Below are 24755 nucleotides of genomic sequence, written 5' to 3'. Positions count from 1 at the left end.
TTAGTTAAAAGAAGGATCCTTTAGTAAGCGATCGAATTCTTCAAGGTGATGGGTTTCATCTGCAATCATGTCATCTAGCTTGATGCTAAGCTCGACGAGACCCAATTCCTCAGCCTGCTCTTTACGAATTTTATAACGTTCGATTGTATCAGCTTCAGCTTTACGGCCTTCCTCTAACATTTCCTTCACATTATCTGTTTGTTTCACGGCAGCCGGAGTAGTCGTTGGATCTCCGCCCAATGTTTTAATTTTTTCGGCTAAATATAAAGCATGCCCCTGTTCATCAGGGATTTCCTCTTCGAAGAAAGGCTTTAAGATTTGACGGTATAAGCCGCTCACGACAGCAGCGTAGTTTGTGTAAAGTATAACTGCAGCATATTCATTCGCTAAATCTTCATTTAATCCATCGATTAATTCTTTTAATTTTGCGTCATCCATTTGAATACCACCCTTTTATTTATTGTTATATATAGGGTATTTACCCGGCATAGTGAAAAATAAACATGCTGAAAGTAATCGAATGCCCTTCAAATATTTTGCCTTGAAATGGGGATTCTAATTCTATAAAAGTCAGAGGAGGGATGAGAATGTCTAAACAGGGAAAGAAGAGTATGGACCAAACATCAGAACAGTTGGCAAAGCAAAAGGCTAAGAATGATGTAGAATTCGGATCTGATATTCAGGTGGGGAATTCAAAAGGCCAAAGCCAGAAAAAAAGTGGCAAACAAGTAAATAAAAAATAAATGACGAATATCTTTTTCCCCGAAAGAAAAACCTATATGTAGAAACAGGAGGTGTAAAGGCATGAGAATTGGTGTTGAACAATCCTTACAAAACGTCGTGCAAGCCTTACGTGAAAAGGGGCATGACGTCGTTGAATTAAAACAGGAAACAGATGCAAACGGCTGTGACTGCTGCGTAGTGACAGGGATGGATTCCAATGTAATGGGGATTCAAAACGTAGCTACTCAAGGATCCGTGATTGAAGCAAGTGGTCTAAGTGCTGATGAAGTATGTCAGCAAGTTGAGAGCAGATTACAATAGTAGAAAAAAAGTGTAGCTCAAAAAGAACAGTCATTGATGGCTGTTCTTTTTCAGTAGCATAGTAATAAGAAGGGTGAATGCACGATTTTTGGCTCATTCGAGTGAAACGGACGTTTCACTCGCCTTTCAGCAAAGCTGAAAGGTCGCCTGAATGAAAAGACCCCCCGGCATAAATGCATTTAAGCAGGGGGGTTCTTTTCATTCAGGCGGAAATGAGCCAAAAATCAACTAGTTCCGTCATCCAATCTGTGCAAGCGGCTGGTTTCTCAAGTGCTCCTTCAATAGGTCAGGTGCTGTGATAAACAACAGACCATTTCCTTCCAAAGTTTTTGGGAATCCGAGTGGAACGGTTCGTTTAATGAGTTGTGCATACACTTCGGTTTCTGAAAGCTTACGGTCAAAAGATACTTGCTCGAATTCTTTAATGAGGGCTAATGCTCCTGACACGTGTGGAGCCGACATGGAGGTTCCGCTGAGCTTAGCGTATTTTTCACCAGGAATGGTAGATAAAATTTGTTCACCCGGTGCCACCAAGTCGACTTCATTATTGGAATTCGTAAAGTAAGAAGATTTTCTTTGAAGGTCGATGGCTCCTACAGAAATCACTTCATTGTAACAAGCGGGAAAAGAAAACTCATCGGTGCTGCTGTTGGAGTCACCTTCGTTACCTGCTGCACAAACAACTGATATATTTGCATCCACCGCTTTTTGAATCGCTTCGTGCAGAGGCTTGTGGTCAGTGGGACCTCCCAATGACATGGAGATGATGTCCACTTTTTGTTCGATGGCATACAGAATGCCGTTTACAATCCAATCGTATTTGCCACTCCCACGGCTACCTGCCAGTACTTTAATGACCAATAAATCGGCCAGTGGCGCAACCCCGATAACCCCGTCACCATTTTCACTTGCAGCAATCGTACCAGCCACATGGGTGCCGTGTCCGCTATAATCAGTAACGTTATCTTTATCACCGTTATCATCGTCGGTGAAATTGCGGAATCCCTTCACTCTCCCTGCCAGATCAGGATGGTTCATATCGCAGCCTGTATCCAGGACAGCGATTGTCGTTCCTTTTCCTTTGTACCCATTCTTCCACATACTAGGAGATTGGATTAAATCAACGCCTTTAGGAATTTCATTTGCATCAACAATCATTTCGTCCATGAAATATGGAATTAACCTAATTTCACCTTGCATATCAATCCCTCCTAAAATGGTACTTCGTAATAAAAATCTGAAGTTTCTGAAAATATAACATTTTTGGGACAAAATGAAAAGGGATAATAGTAATAGGAAAATAAAACCAATCATATTTTCACCTTTTTAAGCATAGGGGAGGGGATTTTTAAAATTCCACGGGTAGTATTCAATGGAAGAATGAGTGAGAACCTCAGGGGTAGAGATCGATGTGTCAATCTGAATATCGAAAATTTAAACAAACGTTTGACTGAGAGGATGAACTATTGAGTAGACAAGGTTATCAGAGGTTAAACAAACGTTTGGATAAAAAGTGAAGTTCTGTTTTTTTCATCATGTCACCCAGACTTTCAACATAAAATGTCTTGAAGGAAGGTGAACCAATGATGAATTATTATCAATATGGCCATCCTGGTTATTCATATTATCGAAACGCTCCTAACATGGCCTTCGCTCAAATACAGGGAGGTCCATTAGCACCAGGATTGCAGGGGTATGTTTTTTTTCGGGAAGTGCAAAATGGGGTGGAAGTATATGCAGAGATAACAGGATTACCATTATATAAGGAAGGAAAAGGTGACCAAAACCCGATCGGGCCCCATGGATTTCACTTACATGAAAAAGGAGTCTGTGAAATAGGAGATCCAAAGGAACCTTTCTCTTCTGCCGGCGGACATTGGAATCCGACGAATCAGCCTCATGGTAATCATGCGGGTGATTTTCCTGTATTGTTCTCAAATGACGGATACGCTAAAATGTCCTTTTTTACGAATAAATTCAAAGTGAAAGACGTCATAGGCAAAGGGGTCATCATCCATCAAAGCCCGGATGACTACAGGTCCCAGCCCTCAGGAGATGCGGGGAAACGGCTCGCATGCGGAGTCGTTATGGGATATGGGGTCTAATGAAAAAGGGTCGACCTTATTAGACAGGTCAACCCTTTTTTATCATCTATTAGAACAGGCCCAATACATCAAGCATGACAATAATGATTAGCAACGGAGCCAAATAACGGATCAGGAAGAACCAGGTTTCGAATAGTCCCCTCTTCAATCCGCTTCCATGCTTCAATTCTTCGTACAGTGCTGTTTTCTTCATTTTCATAGGTACGAACAATGCGATAAGCAGTGCTCCAATCGGAAGCAGCACATTGCTGACAGCGAAATCAGCCAAGTCAAAAATGGTCTTACCGAATAGCGTGATATCCCCAAGTATCCCAAATGATAATGCAGATGGAATACCGAAAACAAAGATGGCAAGTCCGATGATCCAAGACCATTTTTTACGCTTTTCAGGTTCTCCTTTTGAAATGACCGAAACAATGATTTCGAGCATGGAGAACGCGGAAGTTAATGCAGCGAACAAGAACAGGACAAGGAAAGCAATGAAGAAGAACATTCCAAAAGGAAGTTGACTGAACACGGTCGGTAAAACATTAAACAGTAATACCGGGCCCGCCCCAGGTTCTAAATCAAAGGCAAAGACTGCCGGGAAAATGGCCAAGCCTGCTAACAGAACGATGAAGATATTCATAGCCACTATGGATATGGCTGATCTTGGCAGGCTCTGTGTTTTCGGCAGGTAAGAGCTATATGTCACCATCACCGATACACCCACACTTAGCGTGAAGAACGATTGTCCCATCGCTTCTAATATCGTTTGTGATGTTACCTTTGAAAAATCAGGTTGCAACAAGAATGTGATACCATCCATGGCGTTATCAAGGGTTACAGCACGAATGACCAAAAGAATAAATAAAATAAATAATGCCGGCATCATGATTTTACTTGCCAGTTCAATACCTTTTTGTACCCCTTTAGCAACCACGATGATGGTCATCAAGATGAAAAGGAATTGAACAAACACACTTGTTACAGGATTTGAGATCGTTGCACCAAATACTTCTGCGTATTGATCCGAGGAAAGATCATTCAATTGACCCGTAATGGCTTTAAATAAATAAACGACAATCCATCCCCCGATCACACTGTAGAAGGAAAGTAAGATAAAGGATGTAATCATCCCAAGAATCCCGACCCAGTGCCAGCGTGTACCAGGGGCGATTTTTCGATACGAATCAACGGCATTGCTTCCGGATGTCCGTCCGATTGAGAATTCAGCAAGCAGTAGTGGAAGTCCGAGTAATAAAGTAAATAGAATGAAGATCAGGAAGAATGCTCCACCTCCATTTTGACCGGCGATATAAGGGAATTTCCAAATTGCCCCCAATCCAATCGCAGACCCTGCTGCCGCTAATATAAAGCCGATCTTTGATGACCATTGTTCGCGTTGACTCATTCTTATTCTCCTCTCAGTTTTCTGTTCATTATTGACGTGTGGGGGACGGTGCAAAACAACAAAAAAATCGCCCCTACATATCGTAGGGACGATTTGGATATCGCGGTACCACCCTAGTTATGAGAAAACATTTCTCATCACTCTTCACACATAACGGCCTTAACCGTCTTTTGATCTCGTCAAAAGAAGCTCAGGAATCGAAATTCACCAATCATCTTTGTACCGGTTCACACCAACCACCGGCTCTCTTTAACAGGGAAATGTTCGCTACTTGTTTCCATCAAAGCTTATTCAATATTAGGTTATACAATTTTTATCATGAATCAAAACAACTTGTCAATCTATTTCGAAAAAAGTAGTGAGAATTGTCTGGAATTGTTGGTGGTATTTGGGGGGTGTAGTGATGTTAGTAGTACCAGGTACAGATGTTCTGAAATGTACCTGGTACAACAAGATCACATTCCTTGAAAACCGCACCTTCATTGAGTTCCCCTTTCTTCTCAAGTAAAATAAAGAAAAAACGTAATGAAAAGGTGTTTTAAATGAAATCATATATTGTTGTCGGAGCTGGAATTCTTGGAGCTTCTACGGCTTACCATCTTGCTAAGGCCGGAGCGCACGTAACAGTAGTTGACCGTCAAGACCCTGGACAAGCAACCGATGCCGCAGCGGGAATTGTCTGTCCTTGGCTTTCCCAACGTCGGAATAAAGTGTGGTATCGACTGGCCAAAGGTGGGGCGAAGTATTATCCGGGAATCATTCAGCAGCTGGAAGCGGATGGAGAAACTGAGACAGGGTATAAGCGTGTAGGGGCGATCAGCCTTCATACCGATGAAAATAAACTTCGGAAAATGGTGGAGAGAGCGGAAAAACGCAGGGAGGATGCACCTGAAATCGGTGAACTCACTCTTCTTACAGCTGAGGAAACACGTCAACATTTCCCGCTTTTATCTGAGGAATATCAAGCTGTTCATGTAAGTGGGGCTGCACGAGTTGACGGAAGAGCAATGCGGCAGGCGCTTATAAACGGAGCCAAAAAGAATGGGGCGATATTCCGACAAGGGGATGCCAAGCTTCTGAAAGATCATAACAGGATCACAGGCGTTACAATGGATGAAGAAAAGCTGGAAGCAGATGAAGTGATCGTCACTGCAGGTGTTTGGGCGAAGGCACTTTTTGAACCGATGGGAATAAACTTTTTAGTATCTTCGCAAAAAGCGCAAATTCTTCATTTAGAGGTAAAGGGGGAAGAAACGAGTGGGTGGCCTGTTGTCATGCCGCCAAATGACCAATATCTTCTTGCTTTTCCTGAGGGAAGAGTCGTAGCAGGAGCCACACATGAAAATGAGATGGGGTTCGACCGTCGGGTAACAGCAGGTGGTTTACATGAAGTTCTTCACAAAGCGATGGAAGTGGCACCCGGCATCCATAACAGTACAGTGATTGAAACAAGGGTGGGGTTTCGACCATTCACTCCCGGTTTTCTCCCCGTTTTCGGAGCGATGCCGGGACTTCCTGGGGTGTTGGTAGCGAATGGGCTTGGAGCATCTGGATTGACGGTCGGCCCGTATCTTGGTTCGGAGCTTGCGAAGCTTGCACTTGGTGAACCTACGGAACTGGATCCTTCTGACTATGATGTAGCAGGGGCCATCGGGTAAAGAAAGAAAAAAACACCAGCTTATTTCCCTCTATCTTCTAAGCGTAATGACCCTTATAATAAAGGGAGCGAATTTTAGTATATAAAGAAAAGGTGTTTACAATATGAGTTTATTATCAGTTCAAAATTTGACTCACGGTTTCGGTGACCGTGCGATTTTTAATGACGTTTCTTTCCGTTTGTTAAAGGGTGAGCATATCGGCTTGATCGGTGCCAATGGAGAAGGAAAGTCTACATTTATGAATATCATTACAGGAAAGCTTGAGCCTGATGAAGGAAAAGTGGAATGGGCGAAGCGAATCCGTATCGGTTACTTAGATCAGCATGCTCAGCTGAAGCAGGGAATGACGATCCGGGATGTATTGAAAACAGCCTTTCAATATCTGTTTGACATGGAAACGGAAATGAATGAGTTATTTGCCAAAATGGGAGAAGCCACTCCAGAAGAGCTGGAAGGATTGCTGGAAGAAACCGGGACACTTCAAGATGCCCTTACGAATAATGATTTTTATATCATTGACGCAAAGGTGGAAGAAATCGGGCGAGGCCTGGGATTAGATGATATCGGCTTGGATAAGGATGTTCACGATTTAAGTGGAGGACAAAGAACGAAAGTCTTACTGGCGAAGCTTTTACTGGAAAAACCGGAAATTCTATTACTCGATGAGCCTACCAACTATCTTGATGAACAACATATCAATTGGTTGAGACGCTACCTGCAGGAATATGAAAATGCGTTTATCCTGATCTCACATGATATTCCATTCTTAAATAGTGTCATTAACCTTATTTATCATATGGAAAATCAAGAGCTGAATCGTTATGCTGGAGACTACCATGAATTCAAACGCGTCCATGAAATGAAGAAGCAACAGCTTGAGTCTGCCTTTAAGAGACAACAGCAGGAAATTTCAGAACTGAAGGATTTCGTAGCCCGCAATAAAGCACGTGTGTCTACTCGTAACATGGCGATGTCCCGTCAGAAGAAGCTGGATAAGATGGATATGATTGAACTGGCTGCCGAAAAGCCCAAGCCAGAGTTCCATTTCAAACAAGCGAGAACCGCTGGCAGGGTCATCTTTGAAACAAAAGACCTTGTAATTGGTTATGATGAACCATTGTCGAAGCCACTGAACCTCAAGATGGAACGCGGTCAGAAGATTGCTCTATCTGGAGCCAATGGTATCGGAAAGACGACTCTACTACGAAGTATCTTGGGAGAAATCAAACCCATTTCAGGTTCAGTGGAGCTTGGAGACTATCTTCATATCGGTTATTTTGAACAGGAAATCAAGACTAAGAATAATAACACTTGTATTGAAGAGGTGTGGAATGAGTTCCCTTCCTTCAATCAAGCGGAAGTGCGTGCTGCCCTGGCGAAATGCGGCCTGACGACAAAGCATATCGAAAGCAAGGTAGAAGTGCTCAGCGGTGGAGAAAAAGCGAAGGTCCGCCTGTGTAAATTGATGAACAAAGAATCGAACGTCCTTGTATTCGACGAACCGACCAATCACTTGGACGTTGAGGCAAAAGAAGAATTGAAAAGGGCCCTTAAAGAATACAAAGGCACCGTTCTCTTAATCAGTCACGAACCTGAATTCTATCAGGATGTGGCGACAGAAGTATGGAACTGTGAAAACTGGACAACGAAATTATTCTAATTGTAAAAGCCGATTCCCACGCAAAGACAAGGTGGGAACCGGCTTTTTTCGTACATTAATCTACTAAAACAGACTCAAGTGAAGAATACCCATTATCATCCAGTCTCAAATCATCAAAACTATGCTTCATATGAAGATCGATCAGTTCCAAAAGTGTTTGCTGATCTTTGTTTTCAATCGCCTTCACCATTTCTTCATGTTCGCGGAAACGCACGTTCTCACCCGGTTCCACATGATAAAACACATCAAATAAAAACAGATAGACGTTAGACTGAGTAAGCATTTCATCCATATATCGTATCAGGAATTTATTCCCGCTCACATCTGCAAGGAATAAATGAAACTGTTTATTGAGCTCGACATATTTTAACAGATCCTTTTGTTTATAGGTTTCCTGTTCATCTTCAAGAAATGCATAAAGCTTTGACATATGTGCTTTTTTCACCTTTGGGAGGCCATATTTGACCGTAAGGAATTCTAGTTCTTTCCTTAATTCAAAGAAAGATATAATCTCTTCTTTTGTAGGATGGACGACAAATGCGCCTCGATTCGGAATGATCTGAACCAGTCCTTCGGCTTCCAGTCGTTTCAACGCATGCCGGATGGGGGTTCTGCTCACATCCATCTTCAGAGAGATGATTTGTTCCACAAGCTGGGTACCGGGAGCAATCTTTCTGGCAAGTAAGGCATCCTTCAGTTGCCCATACACTCTAAACTCTGCGGTTTGTCTCTTTTTCACGTTCATCATCCATTCAGGTCTATTATTTCATAATGTCTATCATATACGAAAAAGAGGCCGATCCAAAATCAGTTGTCTCCGAATGTCTAAAATGACACCTGACCGGATCATCCTTTTAAGCGAATGATTTAAAATTCTGTCCCCAGACTTCGTTCATAAGAAAAAATGTAAATTCACATGTAAGCATTTACTTGAAAAAGTTTTTAATATGGATTTTTTTCTGACTTTTATTCAACAGATGTCAGGGAGAAAAAATCGTTGACTTTTTTACATAACCTAATTAATATTTAAATAGGTTAAATATTAATGGATTGAATAGAAGTGGAGGCGCAAGATGGACCCGAAGCATATCCAGCATTCTTATATAGATCGTTTGTTCAATGCATTTCAAACCTCGAACAGACATATTCAACAAGATCTGACTTCTTCATTGAAAGAAATGAATTTAACAGGTCCTCAGTTTTATATTCTTTATCTCTTATCTGCATCAGAAGGTACAAAATCGACGGAACTTGCAGATAGGCTGGACGTAAAGCCCAGTGCGATTACGGTCATGATCGACCGATTACTCAAAAATGACTTTGTCACCCGGGAAAGGGATGAAAAGGACCGACGCATCGTGAAACTGGATCTAACAGCGGCGGGACATGAGGTTTTTGAGAAGGCAAAAGCCAAAAGAAGAGAAATTTTTTCACGCTATCTGGCTTTTCTTGATGAAGAAGATGTCAATCAACTTGTCATGATATATGAAAAGCTCGCTTCAGCCGTGGAAAATCAAACAACAGAAGAATAAGGAGAGAAACATATTATGTCCATACAACCAGGGATTAATAAACGCTTAGTTCTGACTGGCCTGATCATCGGGATGTTCTTTAGTGCCCTCGAACAAACCGTAGTAGGGACAGCAATGCCAACGATCATTGCTGAATTGAACGGCTTTTCCATTTTTGCGTGGGTGACCACGGCTTATCTGATTACTTCTACTACCGTTACTCCGATTGTCGGGAAATTATCGGATTTATATGGCAGGAGATTATTGTATTTAATCGGAGTCATCATTTTTATCATTGGATCGGGACTGTGTGCAACGGCCACTTCCATGGAACAGCTTGTGTTATATCGCGGTCTTCAAGGGATTGGTGGAGGAATGATCATGCCTCTATCCCAAACGATCATTGGAGATATCTTCACGGCTGAGCAGCGCGCCAAGTGGCAGGGGGTGTTTGGAGCGCTATTCGGTTTAAGCTCCGTTATCGGTCCATTTATTGGGGGCTTTATCGTTGATACAATCAGCTGGCACTGGATTTTCTTGATTAACGTACCATTTGGTTTATTATCTGCGCTTCTATTGTTCATCGGTTTGAAGTATGAAAACGTTGGACGCCCGACAGATAAGGTGAGCATAGATTATTTAGGGATCATTACCCTGATTCCGGCGTTAGTGCTTTTATTGATAGGCTTGAATTTCGGAGGAGACAAATTCGAGTGGACGTCAGGAACAAGCTTTCTGATTTTTGGTGGTTCCATCGTGTTACTGCTTCTGTTTGGTTTCATCGAAAACAAAGCAAAAGAACCAATCCTGGATCTAAGCCTGTTTAAGAATAGAGTGTTTGCGACGACGAATGCGTTAGGTTTCCTGCTGGGTCTAGGAATGTTCGGAGCGATTATGTTTGTACCGATGTTCATGCAGGGGATTCTCGGAGTTACACCAACCCAGGCAGGTTCCACCATGACTCCAATGATGATCGCGATGATTATGGCAAGTATCATCGGAGGAAGATTATTACTGAAACTGAAATACCGCACCGTCCTTACGGCAGGTATGCTCACTACTGTAGTCGGCTTTTTCTTGATGAGTACGATGGGTCCGGATTCTAAAGAATATACAGCATACTTTTTTATGGTGGTCATGGGATTTGGAATGGGACTGGTGATGCCAACACTTATGATTGCTGTTCAAAATGAATTCCCTAAGTCCCGATTGGGGGCTGTCACTTCATCGGCCACCTTCTTCCGCTCGATCGGTGGAACGATTGGGATTACAGTATTGAACGCCGTTATGAATCAATCACTTCAAGAGAATATGAAGGAAGTGACGGCACAGCAGGATAATCCAGCTGCAAGTCAAATCCTTGCAGGGTTAAGTGAGAAAACAGATGCATTGTTCGGCCTGCTTGTAACACCAGGTTTACTTGATGTTCCGAAAGAGGTAGGCAGCATCGTGATTGCTTCCATTGAAACAGCATGGTCTGATGCCTTCACAACTGTATTCTTAACTGGTTTAATCTTTATCGCGATTGGCGTGGGAGTAGCCCTGTCAGTCGGAAATGGAAGAATCAAACGAGATAAAGAGTTGCAGGAAGAAGCGATCAAAGAGGAGACAACGCTTAAACCGGCTACTGAATAATAAGAAAAGCTTGCTTTGAATTTCAAAGCAAGCTTTTTATTAGTTGGTTTTACGGACTTCATACAAATGAAACTTTAATCCAAACGGATCAGATATCATTTCACTTTTTCCATGATAGACATGGTCTACCTTACAGCCGCTGTCCAGAAGCTTTTGCTTACTTCTTTCAAAATCATCCACAGCAAATTCGAAATGCACGGTGTTATGATCACTATCTTCAATGAAGAAATTCCGACCATTCATCGAGAACTTTGTTTCATTTGCTCCCCGCTCTTCAACCTTCATTCCGATGATCTTCGTGTAAAATTGAATCGCCTCATGATAATGGTTCACTCCAACGGCAATATTGTTAGTAAGCTGAAAGGATGAACGATGGTTATGCTTCAGCTGAGGGACAAAATCTTCTGATGGAGCCTGTAATAAATCCAGTAAGGAATAAATGACGCAATATTCATCTCCTGGACCGAAGTATGCGGAGCTGCAATGATAAATCATTCCTTCTTCACTTTTCTTGAAAGTGGATACCCCCGGCATGGAGGTATTCTCGTTTTTAAACCCGAGATCTTCTGAGAAAGTGTTCTCTTTCGATGATACAAGCGGAAAGGACCACCCTTTTGAAGCCGCAAAGTCTTCTTGAACGGCCGGGTCGTCTGGAGAGGATAGAACAAATTCACAACGACTTAACAAATGATGATACACTCCATTAAAGCCATCCCCCCACATGGAACAATATCGGCAATTCCTCCCCATATTATGAATGATAATAAGTTCATCCTTGTCTTTGAAAAGCTCCTCTAGTGTAACGGTTTTCTGGTCAGTTGTTAAAAAGAGGTAGTTTTCAACCTTTTGCGGCGTTTGTTCTTTGCGCAGCTGTGCAAGCTGCTTTTTCTTTTCCATGATTTCCAACTCTAAAGCCTGGATCATTCTTGTTCCTTCGTATGTGGTCATTTTATAGCCTCCTTGTTATAGGTAAGATTTCTCTATTGGGATGGGATGTCCTTCTTTTGGGGTGAGCCTTTGATGTATAGGGAAGGAGAATGGTTGGTGATCACGATTTGAAGCTACAAATCAATCACCTTAAGACATGAAGAAAGGGACATTTACTTAGAAAATGCAATATTTTTTAGAAAATAGAACTTATAAAGGGTGGTTTGCATTTTTCTGTGCCTCAATGGAAGCAACTAAAGGTAAATTTTACCCATGCTTTGGTTGGTTTATATCACTAGGGTACAAATAACGGCGTATTTTTGATTTTATCAGCGAAATTCCAAATTTAACGGCGAAACGGATTCTCATACCCCTTTATGCCGATTCCAATAAAGATACCTTTCCACTAGCTCGCTTCTCACCTATCCGTCACCGAATTTTCTTTGAAGGAATTTTCTGAAAATATATTGACAATATTCAGCAGAAACGTTATCTTTTGAGTAGATAAATATAACACATAATTACATAAACGAATTAATAACGTTATATAAATATATTTTTATATAGTGACAGGAGGCCGATACGTTGATTTTGCATGAGATTGAAACTGCCAGTCGATCGCAAATGGAACGCCTTCAACTGGAGAGATTACAACATATTGCTGCTTATGTGTATGAAAGAGTCCCTTTTTATCGTGAGCAATTTGACAGGAGAGGTCTGAAGCCACAGGATATAACGTCTTTGTCAAACCTAAAAATGTTACCGCTTACAAAAAAGAATGATTTACGGGAGCATTACCCTTTTGGCCTGTTCGCGGTCAAGCGTGAAGAAATGGTAAGGGTCCACGCATCTTCCGGAACAAGTGGAAAGCCAACGGTTGTAGGGTATACCCAGAGCGATATTAACATGTGGGGAGAAATTGTGGCCCGGGCCATTGCCATGTCAGGTGGAAAACCTGGAGATGTCCTGCATAATGCATACGGATACGGACTGTTTACAGGAGGTTTGGGTCTTCATTATGGAAGTGAGAAGCTTGGAATGATCACGGTACCGGTATCAGGTGGAAACATGTCCAGACAAATCACTTTGCTGGAAGACTTTCAGCCGACGGTCATATGCGGCACGCCGTCCTATGTACTCAATTTAGCAGAAACAATGGAAGTACAAGGGAAGGATCCAGCTTCACTATCCTTACAATATGGAATATTCGGGGCAGAGCCCTGGTCGAATGCGATGAGAGAAACGTTGGAGAAAAAGCTCGATATTAAAGCGTGTGACATTTATGGCTTAAGTGAAGTGATCGGCCCGGGAGTTGCCATGGAATGCCACGAAGCTCAGGATGGCCTTCATATTGCAGAGGATCATTTCCTGGTGGAGGTCATAAACCCTGAGACATTAGAGCCTTTACCAGAGGGGGAAGTCGGTGAGCTTGTGTTTACAAGTTTAACGAAGGAAGCCTTTCCGATCATCCGTTATAGAACCGGTGATATTGCGTCGATTAAGCACGGGAGATGCTCGTGTGGAAGAACGACGGTGAAGATGTCACGTGTCAAGGGAAGAGTGGATGACATGCTCATCATCAGGGGAGTGAATGTATTTCCATCAGAAATGGAACATTTCCTGCTTCAGATAAGTGAGCTTGCACCACATTATCAGGTTCACTTAAAGAAAAAAGGGGCACTCGATTTGGTGGAGTTGCAGGTTGAGGTCACGGATGAATGCTACCAAGGAATGTCTCAAGACATAAAGCATGAAGGAATCAATCAATTGGAAGCAAAAGTGAAAAGCCTCATGAAAGATCGTTGCTATGTTTCCATGGATGTGAAAATCAGGGGACCGAGAGAAATCCCCCGTTCAGAAGGGAAAGCCATCCGGATTGTGGATCTTAGAGGAGAAGCAATGTTTCAATAAATTTTTTTGAGAAAAATAGTTATCACACAATATAGCGACAGCGTTTCAACTGTGTGATAAAGGAGGAACTACAGTGAGTGACGTATTATCAAACCAACACCTGACGGAAGAAGAGCGTATGACTCATTTTATGAAAAAGATTGAAAATGATGAAAAGATTGAAGCGGATGATTGGATGCCTGATGAGTATAGGAATGCACTGATCAAGCTGATATCCATGCATGGGATCAGTGAAATCATGGGGGCACTTCCAGAGAAGGAATGGGTACCGAAAGCACCTACACTAAGAAGGAAGCTTGGAATCATGGCGAAGGTTCAGGACGAGATGGGCCATGGACAGCTTTTGCTTCGTGTAGCGGAAGATTTAATGAAGCCTTACGGGAAATCACGTGAGCACATTATGAGAGATTTGTTTTCAGGAGATTTAAAGTTTCATAACGTCTTTCACATGGAGGCACCTACCTGGGGAGACGCTGGATTGATCGGCTGGCTTGTGGACGGGGCAGCGATCATCACACAGACGAATATGCTCCATGCCTCATACGGTCCATATGCCCGGGCGCTTAAACGAATTTGTGCGGAAGAAGTGTTCCACGCACAGCATGGTGAAGCCATCATCATGGCCCTGGCAGAAGGAACTCCCGATCAAAGGGCATTAGTTCAGGATGCAGTTGACCGCTGGTGGGAATCGCTTCTTATGTTCTTTGGACCGGGTGATGCGAAAACGACAGGTTCCTCTAAACAGGACATCACCATTAAATACAACATCCGGACGAAAACAAATGAACAGCTGAGACAGGACTTTTTCACCAAATATGTCCCAAGGATGCTGTCGTTAGGACTGACTCTTCCCGATGAGACGATGTACTTCGATGAAGAACAGGATTTATGGATCTATAAGCAGCCCGACTGGAACCGCTTCAAGGAAATCATTCGGAACAAAGGTCCGAAATCAAAGGATCGCCTTCGTTTAAGAGAATTATCCTACGACAATAATGCGTGGGTTCGCGAAGCATTAAGCCCTAGTGACCAAGTAAGCTAGAAAGGAATGAGTTGGATGTCTGACAAGGGGCAGAACTTTTATCAGGAATTTGAAGTGTTTAGTAAGAGGACGGACGGGGCGCAGATGCAGCATCAATTCAGTCTATTAGCACCCAACCATGAGCTTGCCATGGTGATGGCTCAAGAGAATTTCATGAGAAGAGAGCCGGTCTCGGATATATGGGTTGTGAAGCGGTCGGACGTCCGGATGATGTCACCCGAGGAAAGAGAGAGTGTCGGTCGTCTTGATAATAAAGATTATCGGAACGCCAAAGGCTACGGTTATCTTAAGAAGAAGTGGAGACAGTACGAACAGGAAATGCTCGATGAGAAAGAAATCATGTCATGGGGAGAGTTGGTGAAGAAGAAATGAAAGTGAATAGTCCAAATGACATCCCGAGTGCAGATTATAAAGAAGCGCTTCTGAGCCTTCTCTATCAACTGGCCGACGATGATTTCATCCTTGCTTACCGTGGGTCTGAATGGTTGGGACTCGCTCCTCATATTGAAGAGGATGTCGCGTTTTCATCGATTAATCAAGACACGATGGGGCATGCCACAATGTTCTATCAGCTCCTGGAAGAGTTAGGGGAAGGGGATCAGGACCACCTGGCACATGGGAGGAAGGCGTCAGAACGAAGGAATGCCATTTTGCTGGAAGAAGTGAATGGACCCGGTCACTACTTGCAAGAACCCCGCTACGACTGGGCCTTTGCTGTTGTAAGACATTATTTTTACAGCGTCAGCAAAAAGGTACGAATTGACTCATTAAAGAACTCCTCCTATGAACCACTTGCCGAGATGGCGATCAAAATCAACACAGAATTATATTATCACCTGCTGCACTGGAAAACCTGGTTCATTCAATTAATGAATGCCGGCGGTGAAGCAAGGGAGCGAATGAATAAGGCGATTGAACGAGTATTGGATGAATTTCAGGGAGTGCTCACCCTTGGGCCAAATGGAAAAGAGATGTCTATTATGGCGCTGATCGAAGGAGAAGAGAATTTATCGAAACGATGGGAGGTTGCCCTTCAACCGGTCTTCCAATCGACTCAACTATCCTTTCCTCCGAAGGTAAGCATGAAAAAGGGGAATGGACGCTTAGGTGAACACACTCCTGAACTGGATACGGCACTTTCTACATTAAGCGAAGTTTATAACACAAATCCCGCAGCAAGCTGGTAAAGGATGAAGGAATATGACTGCAACCGTTTTAGAAGTTCTTCAAACAGTGAAAGACCCTGAAATTGATTCCATCAGCATTGTAGATCTTGGAATGGTCAATCGCATACACCACCAGGAAGATGCCCTGATGATTGAACTCCTGCCAACCTTTGTAGGCTGCCCTGCATTGGACATTATTAAAGGGAATGTGGAGAAGGCGTGTCGGGATCAGCTTGGAATTCAATCCGTACAGGTTCAGTTCGTTTATTCTCCTCCCTGGACATCAGACAGGTTAACCGAAAATGGCCGGGAGAGACTGAAGGAATTCGGCATCGCACCCCCGCCTGAACAATTCAGCGGGGAAGAAGATTGGGAGATTCATTGTCCATATTGCGATTCTCCCTATACTTCAATGGAGAATTTGTTCGGTCCCACCGCCTGCAGAAGCATTCTATACTGCAAGCAATGCCGCAACCCGTTCGAAGCCATGAAACCAATATCGACAATGATGTGAAGTTTAGTAAGTTTTAGCTTTTAGCACCGTTTATCTAAATCTATCTACTTACAAAGCTATTTTCTAAAAGATTGTTGTTTTGTAAGGTTTTGTTAAAGTAAACCAGATTCTCAGAAAGTTGATTGGAGTGGAAGGCGCCCGCCCCGCGGAAAGCGAGCGCCTGTAGCGGAAATCAACTACTACTGTCTTTTTAAAAATAGCACCAAAATAAACTATTGAAAATCAAAGGAGAGATTCCACTATGGTAAAACTAATCGCATTGTATAAGCATCCTGAAAACAAAGAGAAATTTGATGAGCATTACTTCAATACCCACGCTCCGATCACGGCAAAAATTCCGGGCCTTAAAAAGATGGATGTAACAAAAATCGTCGGTTCACCCATGGGTGGAGAAGGCAAATACTACTTAATGTGCGAAATGTATTATGACAATCATGAAGCGATGAAAGCTGCCATGAAATCCGATGAAGGCAAAGCCTCCGGGAAGGACCTTATGGGCTTCGCCGCAGAGTTAGTCACTCTTATGATCGGTGAAGAAGTGAATGAGTAAAGAGTACGAATATATCGTAGTGAGCGAGAGGGACGGACTTGGTTTTATTGAATTGAATAGACCTAAAGTTCTGAACGCCATCAATCGTCCTATGGTATCGGAGTTAGTCAATGCTTTCGAGGCATTCGACCGGAACGAAAGTGTGAAAGCAATTGTTTTATCTGGTAGGGGAAGAGCCTTTGCTGCAGGGGCAGACATTGATGAAATGGCGGAAGACGGTGCCATAGATTTAGAGCTCTTGAACCAATTCACGGAATGGGACCGCCTTGCCTGGATCAAGAAACCGATCATCGGATCGGTCCAAGGGTTTGCGTTAGGAGGCGGGTTTGAGTTAGCTCTTTGCTGCGACATTCTATTCGCTTCAGAGGATGCAAGCTTCGGATTCCCTGAAGTGAATCTTGGGGTCATGCCTGGAGCGGGTGGAACCCAGAGGCTCACCAAGCTGATAGGAAAATCAAGAGCGATGGAATGGTTGTTGTCGGGAGACATGTTTACAGCCACGCAGGCTCTTGAATGGGGAGTCATCAACCGAACGATCGAGAAAGAGTTATTAATAGAAGAAACCGAGAAGTTTGCGAAGAAATTAGCTGCCAAGCCACCGCTTTCCCTGCGTCTGATCAAGGAATCTGTTCATAAAGCCGTTGATTCTTCGATTTATGAAGGGATGCAATATGAGCGTAAGAACTTCTATCTTCTCTTTGCCTCTGAAGATCAGAAAGAAGGCATGAAAGCTTTTGTGGAAAAACGCAGACCGGATTTCAAAGGAAAATAAGGGGGCTGCATCATGTTCGAAACCATTAAATATGAAGTGAAAAATAACGTAGCCTGGATTACCTTAAATCGCCCGGATAAACTGAATGCTTTCATCCGTCAACTCAATCTGGAAATCCAAAAGGCAGTGAAGGACTCTTCTCGAAATGAAGAAGTGAGGGCCATCGTGATCACGGGTGAAGGCAGGGCTTTTTGCTCGGGGCAGGATTTGAGTGAAGTAGATGAATCAATGGATCATGGTGAAGTGTTGCGCCATAACTACGGACCGATGGTGAAAGAAATCGAGCAGTGTGAAAAGCCGGTTATCGCAGCTGTGAATGGAGTGGCGGCAGGAGCGGGATTCAGCCTGGCCCTTGCCTGTGACTTCAGGCTGGTGTCCGAGAAAGCGAGTTTTGTGCAAGCATTTGTGCATGTCGGTTTAGTCCCGGATTCAGGGAATCTTTATTATTTATCAAAGATTGTTGGCTATGCAAAAGCGTTGGAACTGGCTGTTTTTGGCGAAAAAATAAAAGCAGAAGAGGCTGAAAAGCTTGGCTTGGCCACGAAAATCATCCCTCTCGACCAGTGGCAGGAAGAAACAGCTGAGTTTGCCGAAAGAATCGCCGCCATGCCGACGAAAGCAATCGGCTTGATGAAGCGCTTATTAAAGGGAAGCTCGGACCTATCATTCCACGAATACTTAGAAAAAGAAGCCTATGCCCAGCGGATCGCAGGCCAGACAGAAGATCATCGAGAAGGTGTAATAGCTTTTATGGAAAAAAGAAGACCAGCCTTTCACGGAAAATAATTCAATCAAAAAGGAGATGGAGTTATGTCTACAGTAAAAGAGCAAAGCTTTGAAGTCCTTGAAATGAAAAGAGAACATTATTCATTGGTGATCAACGGTCAACGTATGGAAAGTGGTTCAGGTGAAACCTTTACGACGTACAATCCAGCGACAGGTGAGGCAATTGCCGCCGTTTCACTGGCATCTGTGGAAGATGCTGAAAAAGCGGTTGAAGCAGCGAGAAACGCGTTTGATTACGGTAAGTGGAAGAAGTTCCCGATCAATAAGCGTTCCCGTGTGCTCAATAAAATTGCAGGCATTATGAGATCACGTTTTAATGAACTTGTCTCTCTTGAGATCATGGATAGCGGGAAATCACTATCCGCCGCACAAGGTCAAGTGATGCAAGCGATCGAAGACTTTGAATTCTATGCAGGAGCGATTGTGGGCCATCGTGGCACGGTTAATAATGTACCAGGCCAATTCATGAATGTTGCGGAGAAAGAGCCGGTCGGTGTATGTGCCCAAATCATCCCATGGAATTATCCATTGATGATGGCAGCGTGGAAAATTGCGCCGGCGATTGCGGTAGGCTGCTCGGTTGTCGTAAAACCTGCAACTCTTACACCGCTGACAGCCATCGTACTAGGTGAAATCTGTATTGAAGCAGGAGTTCCTGAAGGTGTTGTGAACGTCATTCCTGGTGCAGGTTCTTCTGTCGGCAACTACTTGGTTGAGCATGAGAAGGTTGATAAAGTAGCCTTCACAGGTTCCACTCCTATCGGTAAAAACATCATGGAAAAGGCGTCTCAAACCCTAAAGAGAGTCACTCTTGAATTAGGTGGGAAGTCACCAAACATCGTATTTGAAGATGCAGATATAGATGCAGCAGTGGATGGTTCCCTGTTCGGGATCTTCTATAATACAGGTCAGTCCTGTGAGGCACGCTCCAGATTATATGTTCACGAAGACATTTATGATGAGTTCATGGAAAAATTCGTTGAGAAGACGAAGAAGCTGAAACTGGCTGACCCTCACGATAAAGGAACTCATATCGGGGCGATCATCAATCAGGATCAGTTGGACACGATTGACGGATATGTTCAATCTGCCAAAGAAGAGGGTGCAACGGTCTTAGTAGGGGGAGGCCCTGCGAAAGTAGAAGGATTCGAAAAAGGCTATTGGTATGAGCCGACCATCATTACAGATGTGAATCACGACATGAAGGTTGTAAAAGAAGAAATCTTTGGACCAGTTGTGGTGGTAATGAAATTCAAAGATGAAAAAGAAGTGATCAAAATGGCCAACGATAGCGAATATGGCCTCGGTTCAGCGGTATGGACTCAGAACCATGGCCGTGCGACAAGAGTATCGAAAGCGATCCAAGCCGGAATCGTGATGGTGAACTGCCCGTTCTCCGCATTCCCTGGTACTCCATTCGGTGGCTACAAGCAGTCAGGATTCGGCCGTGAGCTTTGCATTGAAACGCTCGATCTTTACACAGAAACAAAGAGTATCATTTCTTACTTCGGAAACCGTCCGTTAAACCCATTTGGTTTGTAAGAAGAAATAAATAAGCAAGGGGTTGTCCTATCAAGGTCAACCCCTTATTGCAAGAAAGGGGAAAGCAAACATGACACAGCATATCGTTGTAGTTGGTTCCGGAGTAATGGGTAGAGGGATTGCTTATGTAAGTGCAGTTGGAGGCTTCCGGACCACACTGGTTGATATTAAACAAGAGCAGTTGGATCATGCCAGGAATGAGATTCAGCTCATTTTTCAAAAAGGATTGGAAAGGAATAAGCTCACTCAGCAGCAGTACGTAGAAGCAAAAGAGCTTATGAGTTATTCAACGAATCTTTCGATTGCCGTACGGGATGCAGATGTGGTCATTGAAGCCGTTCCGGAAAAGAAAGACATCAAGCGTGGCGTATTTGAAGTGCTGGACGCGCATGCCCCGGAGTATTGCTACCTGGCAACGAATACTTCCACCATGAGCCCGACTGAAATCGGCTCCTTTACCAAACGGCCTGACAAAGTCATTGCCATGCACTTTTTCAACCCTGTACATAAAATGCCACTCGTTGAAATCGTGAAGGGATTGGAAACAAGTGATGAAACGGCGGAGGTCATCCAGCAAGTAGCCCGCCTGATGGGGAAAGAAACGGTGGTCATCAATGAGTTCCCTGGTTTTGTCACAAGCAGAATCTCTGCCCTCGTTGGGAATGAAGCCTTTTACATGCTCCAGGAAGGACTCGGTTCTCCTGAAGAAATCGATAAAGCAATCAAGCTCGGTCTCAATTATCCGATGGGTCCGTTTGAGCTTGGAGATTTAGTCGGACTGGATACACGATTGAATAATCTTAAGTACCTTCATGAAAAGCTTGGAGAAAAGTATCGCCCGGCCCCTCTTTTAGAGAAATATGTGAAGGCAGGACGTCTTGGCCGAAAAACGGGTAAAGGTGTTTATGATTACTCGGAAACAAAGGAAAAGGAGCATCAGTCATGAGAGAGGTTGTCATTGTCGATGCGGTCCGGACCCCGATTGGAAAATACAAAGGCTCTTTAAAAGAGGTGCGTCCTGATGATTTAGGTGCGCATGTTATTAAAGCACTCGTCGAACGAAATCCCCTCGTCCCTGTAGATACGATTGAAGAGGTGGTCCTTGGAAATGCAAACGGTGCCGGGGAAGACAACCGGAATGTAGCCCGGATGTCGACACTCCTGGCAGGTCTCCCTGTTGAAGTCGGTGCCACCACTATCAACCGTTTATGCGGTTCTGGACTGGACGCTGTGAACTATGCGGCTAGAGCCATTTTGGCTAATGAAGGGGATGTCTTCATTGCAGGCGGGACTGAAAGTATGACCCGTGCCCCTTACGTCATGGCAAAGCCTTCAAAGGATTTCCCAAGAGGCAATATGGAAATGTTCGATACGACGATAGGATGGCGCTTCGTCAATTCCCGTCTGAAAGAAAAATTCGGGACCGATTCCATGCCGGAAACCGCGGAAAACGTGGCGAAACAGTTCGGTATTTCGAGGGAAGAACAAGATCACTTTGCTTACTGGAGCCAAATGAAAGCGAAACGTGCCATGGATGAAGAACGGTTTAAAACGGAAATCGTGCCCGTTGAGTTACGGGACAGAAAAGGGAATCTTTCAATTTTCCAGTTCGATGAACACCCAAGACCCGATACCAATAGTGACAAACTGCAGAAGCTTAATCCTTTATTCCAAGGCGGAACGGTGACGGCAGGGAATGCATCAGGAGTCAATGATGGTGCCTCTGCTCTGTTATTAATGAGCAGGGAGAAGGCAGAAGAATTAGGTGTTACTCCGCTGGCCCGCTACATGACATCGGCCACTTCAGGGCTTGACCCTTCTGTGATGGGACTGGGACCTATCTATGCCACACAGAAGGTACTGAAACGGTCGGGCCTTGCCCTTGACCAAATCGGCTTAGTGGAGCTCAATGAAGCATTCGCTGCACAATCCATTGCCTGCATCCGTGAACTGGGGTTGAATGAAGAGATCGTCAATGTAAATGGAGGAGCCATCGCCTTCGGTCATCCACTTGGAGCAAGTGGAGCACGTATCCTTACCACCCTTCTGTATGAAATGAAAAAGAGAAAGGTACGGTACGGCTTGTCTACCATGTGTATTGGTGTCGGACAGGGGATTGCGACTTTAGTAGAGAATATTGAAACTTAATAGCTTGAGTCCTGTATGTGCAGGGCTCTTTTTGTGATTAGGATTAATTCTTTTTAGAAAGGATAGAAGTGAGGTGAGTGAGATGGAATTTGAAATCATGACTAAAGATAGCGAGATTCCTTGTCTCGTAGTCGCGGATGAGGATAACGGAAGGTATTTAATAAGGAAAGCCGATACGAGCGGGGAAGTGTTTAACAGCCAGGAAGAGCTTGTAACATGGATCGAGTCGAATTGGTCGAAGGAACAGGTTATCAATTCATATGAATTTGTGAAGATGCTGGAGATGTTGAGGGTGTATCATTGAGGGTCAGGCTCTGTAAGTGAGCCTGATTTTTTTTGCGCCTGAAATTCATACAAACTTAAAAATCGTGAATATTCATTTATTTTCATAGAAAGTTTATGATAATATATAAAGCAAACGTAAATTAAACGTCATAAACAAACGGAATATACTTAAAGGAGAGGCACCGATGAATACACGATCAATGATCTTTACACTATATGGGGATTATATACGTCACTATGGCAATAAGATATGGATCGGCAGTTTGATACGTCTTCTGAATGAATTCGGTCACAACGATCAAGCAGTCCGGGCAGCCATTTCAAGAATGAATAAGCAAGGCTGGGTCCAGGCAGAGAAACAAGGGAACAAAAGCTACTACTCCCTCACAGAACGCGGCGTGATCCGAATGGAAGAAGCGGCAAACAGGATCTTCAAGCTGAAGCCTGAACAATGGGACGGTAAATGGAGAATCCTTATGTACTCAATCCCTGAAGAAATAAGGAGCATCCGGGATGAACTGAGGAAGGAACTGGTCTGGAGCGGCTTTGGAACCCTTTCCACTAGCACTTGGATCTCTCCTAACAATTTGGAGAAACAAGTGCAATCCCTGATTGGAAAATACGATATCAAAGAGTACGTCGATTTCTTCATTGCCGAATACGAAGGTCCCAATGAAAATCAGCGCTTGATCGAAAAAAGCTGGGACCTGAATGAAATCAATGATCGCTATCAGGAATTCATATCCCATTACAGTCAACAATACATGATTGATAAGAGTAAAATCGGGAAAGGGAAAATGACCGATGCTGAATGCTTCGTGGAAAGAACGAAGCTCGTCCACGAATACCGTAAATTCCTATTTGTGGATCCTGGTCTGCCTGAAGAACTCCTGCCTGAAAAATGGCTCGGGGCACACGCAGCCTCCCTCTTCGGAGAATATTACAAAGAACTTGCAGAACCAGCTTCCCGATTCTTCGAAAGTGTATTCGAAGACGGCAATGAACTCAAAAACAAAGACCTGAGCTACAACGTCATGACCCATCCATTACTATTAGACTGATAAAAACCACTTGCCGGTTGGGCGAGTGGTTTTTTTGAGGGACGGACCTCTATTTTTTCAGAAGATAAGAAATACCAAATAAGGATACCCCGGTAATGAAAGATGCATACCACGGAAAAAGGAATGATGGACCAAGGTCAGGCAGGAAGTAAGTAGCGCAAATAATGATGCCCATCGATACCATACCCATTGTACCTGCCTTGATGGAATCTTTCACAGGGGTTTGTTTCTCCTTGAATAAAGAATGTTTAATGATCGAGAAAATGATTTTTACCCCAATCAAACTGGAAATGAAGATGATAAGTACCAATATGCCGGAAGTGACTGGATATACTTCACTGCTTATATCTTTAAACATCGGCCCAATCAATAATAAGAGTCCTCGAAACAACAAGAAATATCCCAATAAATTAAGAGCTAAAGATGAAATGAATGTAACGACATTCCTCTTCTTCTCTGTAGGAAGCTGTTCAATGATATCATCAGCGTAAGCCTTAGGATCATCCCCTAAAATCATTCTGGCTGTTTTCCCTTCACGCTGCCCGTCAATAATATGATCCAGGATTTCCATTAATATTTCCTCGGTCTGCTGCTCAGATAATGAAAGTTGTAGCCGCATATATATCAGAAAATCCGAATAATACTTTTCGTTCTCTTCCGACAACCCTGTTCGTTTCTGATTGTTCAATTCAATCAACTGCTTTGCTTCAATCATCATGATTCCCCCTTTTTAATAGTGAAGTGACGGGTGATACGATTTGTTCCCATTCCCTTGATATATCCGAGAGTGCTGAATGTCCTTTTTCTGTTAAATAATAGTATTTTCGGTTAGGTCCGGAATCAGATGGCTGCATTTCCCCACGGATCAGATTATTTTTCTGAAGTCGTAACAACACTGGATAAATGGTCCCTTCGCTCACATCCTGTAAACCAGAAGACTGCAATTTTTTAGAAAGTTCATATCCGTAGACCGGCTCCTTTTCAATCACAGATAGGACGCAACCATCTAATATACCCTTTAATAGCTGACTGCGGATAGACATAT

At 43.5% G+C, this 24755-nt stretch carries 27 protein-coding genes and 1 other annotated feature; of the genes, 20 read left to right on the top strand and 7 right to left on the bottom strand.

Annotated elements, in window-relative coordinates; translation table 11 throughout:
• The gene (locus FZC88_RS12300) at nucleotides 1-438 is read right to left on the bottom strand and encodes a ferritin-like domain-containing protein (protein ID WP_148967263.1); all 438 of its coding nucleotides are present in this window, start codon (nucleotides 436-438) and stop codon (nucleotides 1-3) included.
• Between the two features lie 149 nt (nucleotides 439-587).
• Between FZC88_RS12300 and FZC88_RS24040 the strand changes: the two genes are divergently transcribed.
• Together FZC88_RS24040 and FZC88_RS12295 are read left to right on the top strand one after the other, a co-directional pair.
• Nucleotides 588-743, top strand: a complete 156-nt coding sequence (locus FZC88_RS24040) for a hypothetical protein (RefSeq protein WP_187443187.1) — start codon at nucleotides 588-590, stop codon at nucleotides 741-743.
• Nucleotides 744-804: 61 nt separating this feature from the next.
• Nucleotides 805-1044, top strand: coding sequence for a YkuS family protein (locus FZC88_RS12295; RefSeq protein ID WP_113968558.1), 240 nt, complete (start codon nucleotides 805-807; stop codon nucleotides 1042-1044).
• A 237-nt stretch (nucleotides 1045-1281) separates the two neighbouring features.
• Here FZC88_RS12295 and FZC88_RS12290 read toward each other — a convergent pair whose 3' ends face one another.
• Nucleotides 1282-2244, bottom strand: coding sequence for a S8 family peptidase (locus FZC88_RS12290; RefSeq protein ID WP_148995066.1), 963 nt, complete (start codon nucleotides 2242-2244; stop codon nucleotides 1282-1284).
• 383 nt (nucleotides 2245-2627) lie between these two features.
• Between FZC88_RS12290 and FZC88_RS12285 the strand changes: the two genes are divergently transcribed.
• Entirely contained in the window at nucleotides 2628-3149 is a 522-nt protein-coding gene (locus tag FZC88_RS12285; RefSeq protein WP_397541186.1) for a superoxide dismutase family protein, read from the top strand.
• A 49-nt stretch (nucleotides 3150-3198) separates the two neighbouring features.
• Here FZC88_RS12285 and FZC88_RS12280 read toward each other — a convergent pair whose 3' ends face one another.
• Nucleotides 3199-4542: a sodium-dependent transporter gene (locus FZC88_RS12280; protein WP_148995065.1), complete on the bottom strand. Its 1344-nt coding sequence runs from the start codon at nucleotides 4540-4542 to the stop codon at nucleotides 3199-3201.
• 81 nt (nucleotides 4543-4623) lie between these two features.
• Nucleotides 4624-4835: a binding site (T-box leader), on the bottom strand.
• 249 nt (nucleotides 4836-5084) lie between these two features.
• Between FZC88_RS12280 and FZC88_RS12275 the strand changes: the two genes are divergently transcribed.
• A complete protein-coding gene (locus FZC88_RS12275) occupies nucleotides 5085-6200 on the top strand; it encodes an NAD(P)/FAD-dependent oxidoreductase (protein ID WP_148967266.1) in 1116 nt (371 codons plus the stop codon).
• Nucleotides 6201-6303: 103 nt separating this feature from the next.
• Nucleotides 6304-7860: an ABC-F family ATP-binding cassette domain-containing protein gene (locus FZC88_RS12270; RefSeq protein WP_148995064.1), complete on the top strand. Its 1557-nt coding sequence runs from the start codon at nucleotides 6304-6306 to the stop codon at nucleotides 7858-7860.
• A 55-nt stretch (nucleotides 7861-7915) separates the two neighbouring features.
• On the opposite strand, the gene FZC88_RS12265 is transcribed toward FZC88_RS12270, so the two are convergent.
• Nucleotides 7916-8599: a GntR family transcriptional regulator gene (locus FZC88_RS12265; RefSeq protein WP_187443596.1), complete on the bottom strand. Its 684-nt coding sequence runs from the start codon at nucleotides 8597-8599 to the stop codon at nucleotides 7916-7918.
• Between the two features lie 334 nt (nucleotides 8600-8933).
• Between FZC88_RS12265 and FZC88_RS12260 the strand changes: the two genes are divergently transcribed.
• Both FZC88_RS12260 and FZC88_RS12255 read left to right on the top strand, forming a co-directional pair.
• On the top strand, nucleotides 8934-9392 hold the full coding sequence (locus FZC88_RS12260; protein WP_148995062.1) for a MarR family winged helix-turn-helix transcriptional regulator: 459 nt from the start codon (nucleotides 8934-8936) through the stop codon (nucleotides 9390-9392).
• 15 nt (nucleotides 9393-9407) lie between these two features.
• Entirely contained in the window at nucleotides 9408-11006 is a 1599-nt protein-coding gene (locus FZC88_RS12255) for an MDR family MFS transporter (protein WP_148995061.1), read from the top strand.
• 39 nt (nucleotides 11007-11045) lie between these two features.
• On the opposite strand, the gene FZC88_RS12250 is transcribed toward FZC88_RS12255, so the two are convergent.
• Nucleotides 11046-11954 carry a DUF899 family protein gene (locus FZC88_RS12250; protein ID WP_148995060.1) on the bottom strand — a complete coding sequence of 303 codons (909 nt, stop codon included), beginning with the start codon at nucleotides 11952-11954 and terminating at the stop codon, nucleotides 11046-11048.
• Between the two features lie 564 nt (nucleotides 11955-12518).
• Here FZC88_RS12250 and FZC88_RS12245 point away from each other — a divergent pair.
• From FZC88_RS12245 to paaX, 13 genes are all read left to right on the top strand, one after another.
• Nucleotides 12519-13844: a phenylacetate--CoA ligase family protein gene (locus tag FZC88_RS12245; RefSeq protein WP_148995059.1), complete on the top strand. Its 1326-nt coding sequence runs from the start codon at nucleotides 12519-12521 to the stop codon at nucleotides 13842-13844.
• A 118-nt stretch (nucleotides 13845-13962) separates the two neighbouring features.
• Nucleotides 13963-14886 carry a 1,2-phenylacetyl-CoA epoxidase subunit PaaA gene (gene paaA / locus FZC88_RS12240; protein ID WP_397541190.1) on the top strand — a complete coding sequence of 308 codons (924 nt, stop codon included), beginning with the start codon at nucleotides 13963-13965 and terminating at the stop codon, nucleotides 14884-14886.
• A gap of 15 nt (nucleotides 14887-14901) precedes the next feature.
• Complete coding sequence (paaB, locus tag FZC88_RS12235; protein WP_148995057.1) at nucleotides 14902-15258, top strand: 1,2-phenylacetyl-CoA epoxidase subunit PaaB; 357 nt, start codon at nucleotides 14902-14904, stop codon at nucleotides 15256-15258.
• Nucleotides 15255-16073, top strand: coding sequence for a 1,2-phenylacetyl-CoA epoxidase subunit PaaC (paaC, locus tag FZC88_RS12230; protein ID WP_148967275.1), 819 nt, complete (start codon nucleotides 15255-15257; stop codon nucleotides 16071-16073). The genes paaB and paaC overlap by 4 nt, the downstream gene beginning before the upstream one ends.
• A 13-nt stretch (nucleotides 16074-16086) precedes the next feature.
• Entirely contained in the window at nucleotides 16087-16566 is a 480-nt protein-coding gene (paaD, locus tag FZC88_RS12225) for a 1,2-phenylacetyl-CoA epoxidase subunit PaaD (protein WP_148995056.1), read from the top strand.
• Nucleotides 16567-16807: 241 nt separating this feature from the next.
• Complete coding sequence (locus FZC88_RS12220) at nucleotides 16808-17116, top strand: EthD family reductase (RefSeq protein WP_113968569.1); 309 nt, start codon at nucleotides 16808-16810, stop codon at nucleotides 17114-17116.
• Complete coding sequence (locus FZC88_RS12215) at nucleotides 17109-17888, top strand: enoyl-CoA hydratase/isomerase family protein (RefSeq protein WP_148995055.1); 780 nt, start codon at nucleotides 17109-17111, stop codon at nucleotides 17886-17888. The genes FZC88_RS12220 and FZC88_RS12215 overlap by 8 nt, the downstream gene beginning before the upstream one ends.
• A 12-nt stretch (nucleotides 17889-17900) precedes the next feature.
• Nucleotides 17901-18674: an enoyl-CoA hydratase-related protein gene (locus FZC88_RS12210; RefSeq protein WP_148995054.1), complete on the top strand. Its 774-nt coding sequence runs from the start codon at nucleotides 17901-17903 to the stop codon at nucleotides 18672-18674.
• A gap of 24 nt (nucleotides 18675-18698) precedes the next feature.
• A complete protein-coding gene (locus tag FZC88_RS12205; RefSeq protein ID WP_148995053.1) occupies nucleotides 18699-20216 on the top strand; it encodes an aldehyde dehydrogenase family protein in 1518 nt (505 codons plus the stop codon).
• A 70-nt stretch (nucleotides 20217-20286) separates the two neighbouring features.
• Nucleotides 20287-21162 (top strand): 3-hydroxyacyl-CoA dehydrogenase, encoded by an 876-nt coding sequence (locus tag FZC88_RS12200; RefSeq protein WP_148995052.1) that lies wholly within the window; start codon nucleotides 20287-20289, stop codon nucleotides 21160-21162.
• Complete coding sequence (locus tag FZC88_RS12195) at nucleotides 21159-22364, top strand: thiolase family protein (RefSeq protein WP_148995051.1); 1206 nt, start codon at nucleotides 21159-21161, stop codon at nucleotides 22362-22364. The genes FZC88_RS12200 and FZC88_RS12195 overlap by 4 nt, the downstream gene beginning before the upstream one ends.
• Before the next feature lie 82 nt (nucleotides 22365-22446).
• Nucleotides 22447-22668, top strand: a complete 222-nt coding sequence (locus tag FZC88_RS12190; RefSeq protein ID WP_148995050.1) for a hypothetical protein — start codon at nucleotides 22447-22449, stop codon at nucleotides 22666-22668.
• 166 nt (nucleotides 22669-22834) lie between these two features.
• Nucleotides 22835-23710 (top strand): phenylacetic acid degradation operon negative regulatory protein PaaX, encoded by an 876-nt coding sequence (gene paaX, locus FZC88_RS12185; RefSeq protein WP_148995049.1) that lies wholly within the window; start codon nucleotides 22835-22837, stop codon nucleotides 23708-23710.
• Between the two features lie 49 nt (nucleotides 23711-23759).
• Here the strand turns inward: paaX and FZC88_RS12180 are convergent, their stop codons facing one another.
• Together FZC88_RS12180 and FZC88_RS12175 are read right to left on the bottom strand one after the other, a co-directional pair.
• Complete coding sequence (locus FZC88_RS12180; protein ID WP_262371841.1) at nucleotides 23760-24425, bottom strand: DUF1129 domain-containing protein; 666 nt, start codon at nucleotides 24423-24425, stop codon at nucleotides 23760-23762.
• On the bottom strand, nucleotides 24418-24753 hold the full coding sequence (locus FZC88_RS12175) for a PadR family transcriptional regulator (protein WP_148995048.1): 336 nt from the start codon (nucleotides 24751-24753) through the stop codon (nucleotides 24418-24420). The genes FZC88_RS12180 and FZC88_RS12175 overlap by 8 nt, the downstream gene beginning before the upstream one ends.
• Between the last annotated feature and the right edge of the window lie 2 nt (nucleotides 24754-24755).

It is taken from the genome of Rossellomorea aquimaris (assembly GCF_008180865.1).
Taxonomy (GTDB): Bacteria; Bacillota; Bacilli; order Bacillales; family Bacillaceae_B; genus Rossellomorea; species Rossellomorea yichunensis.
Note: the sequence above shows the minus strand (reverse complement) of the source record. Positions and strands in the feature narration are given on the sequence as shown.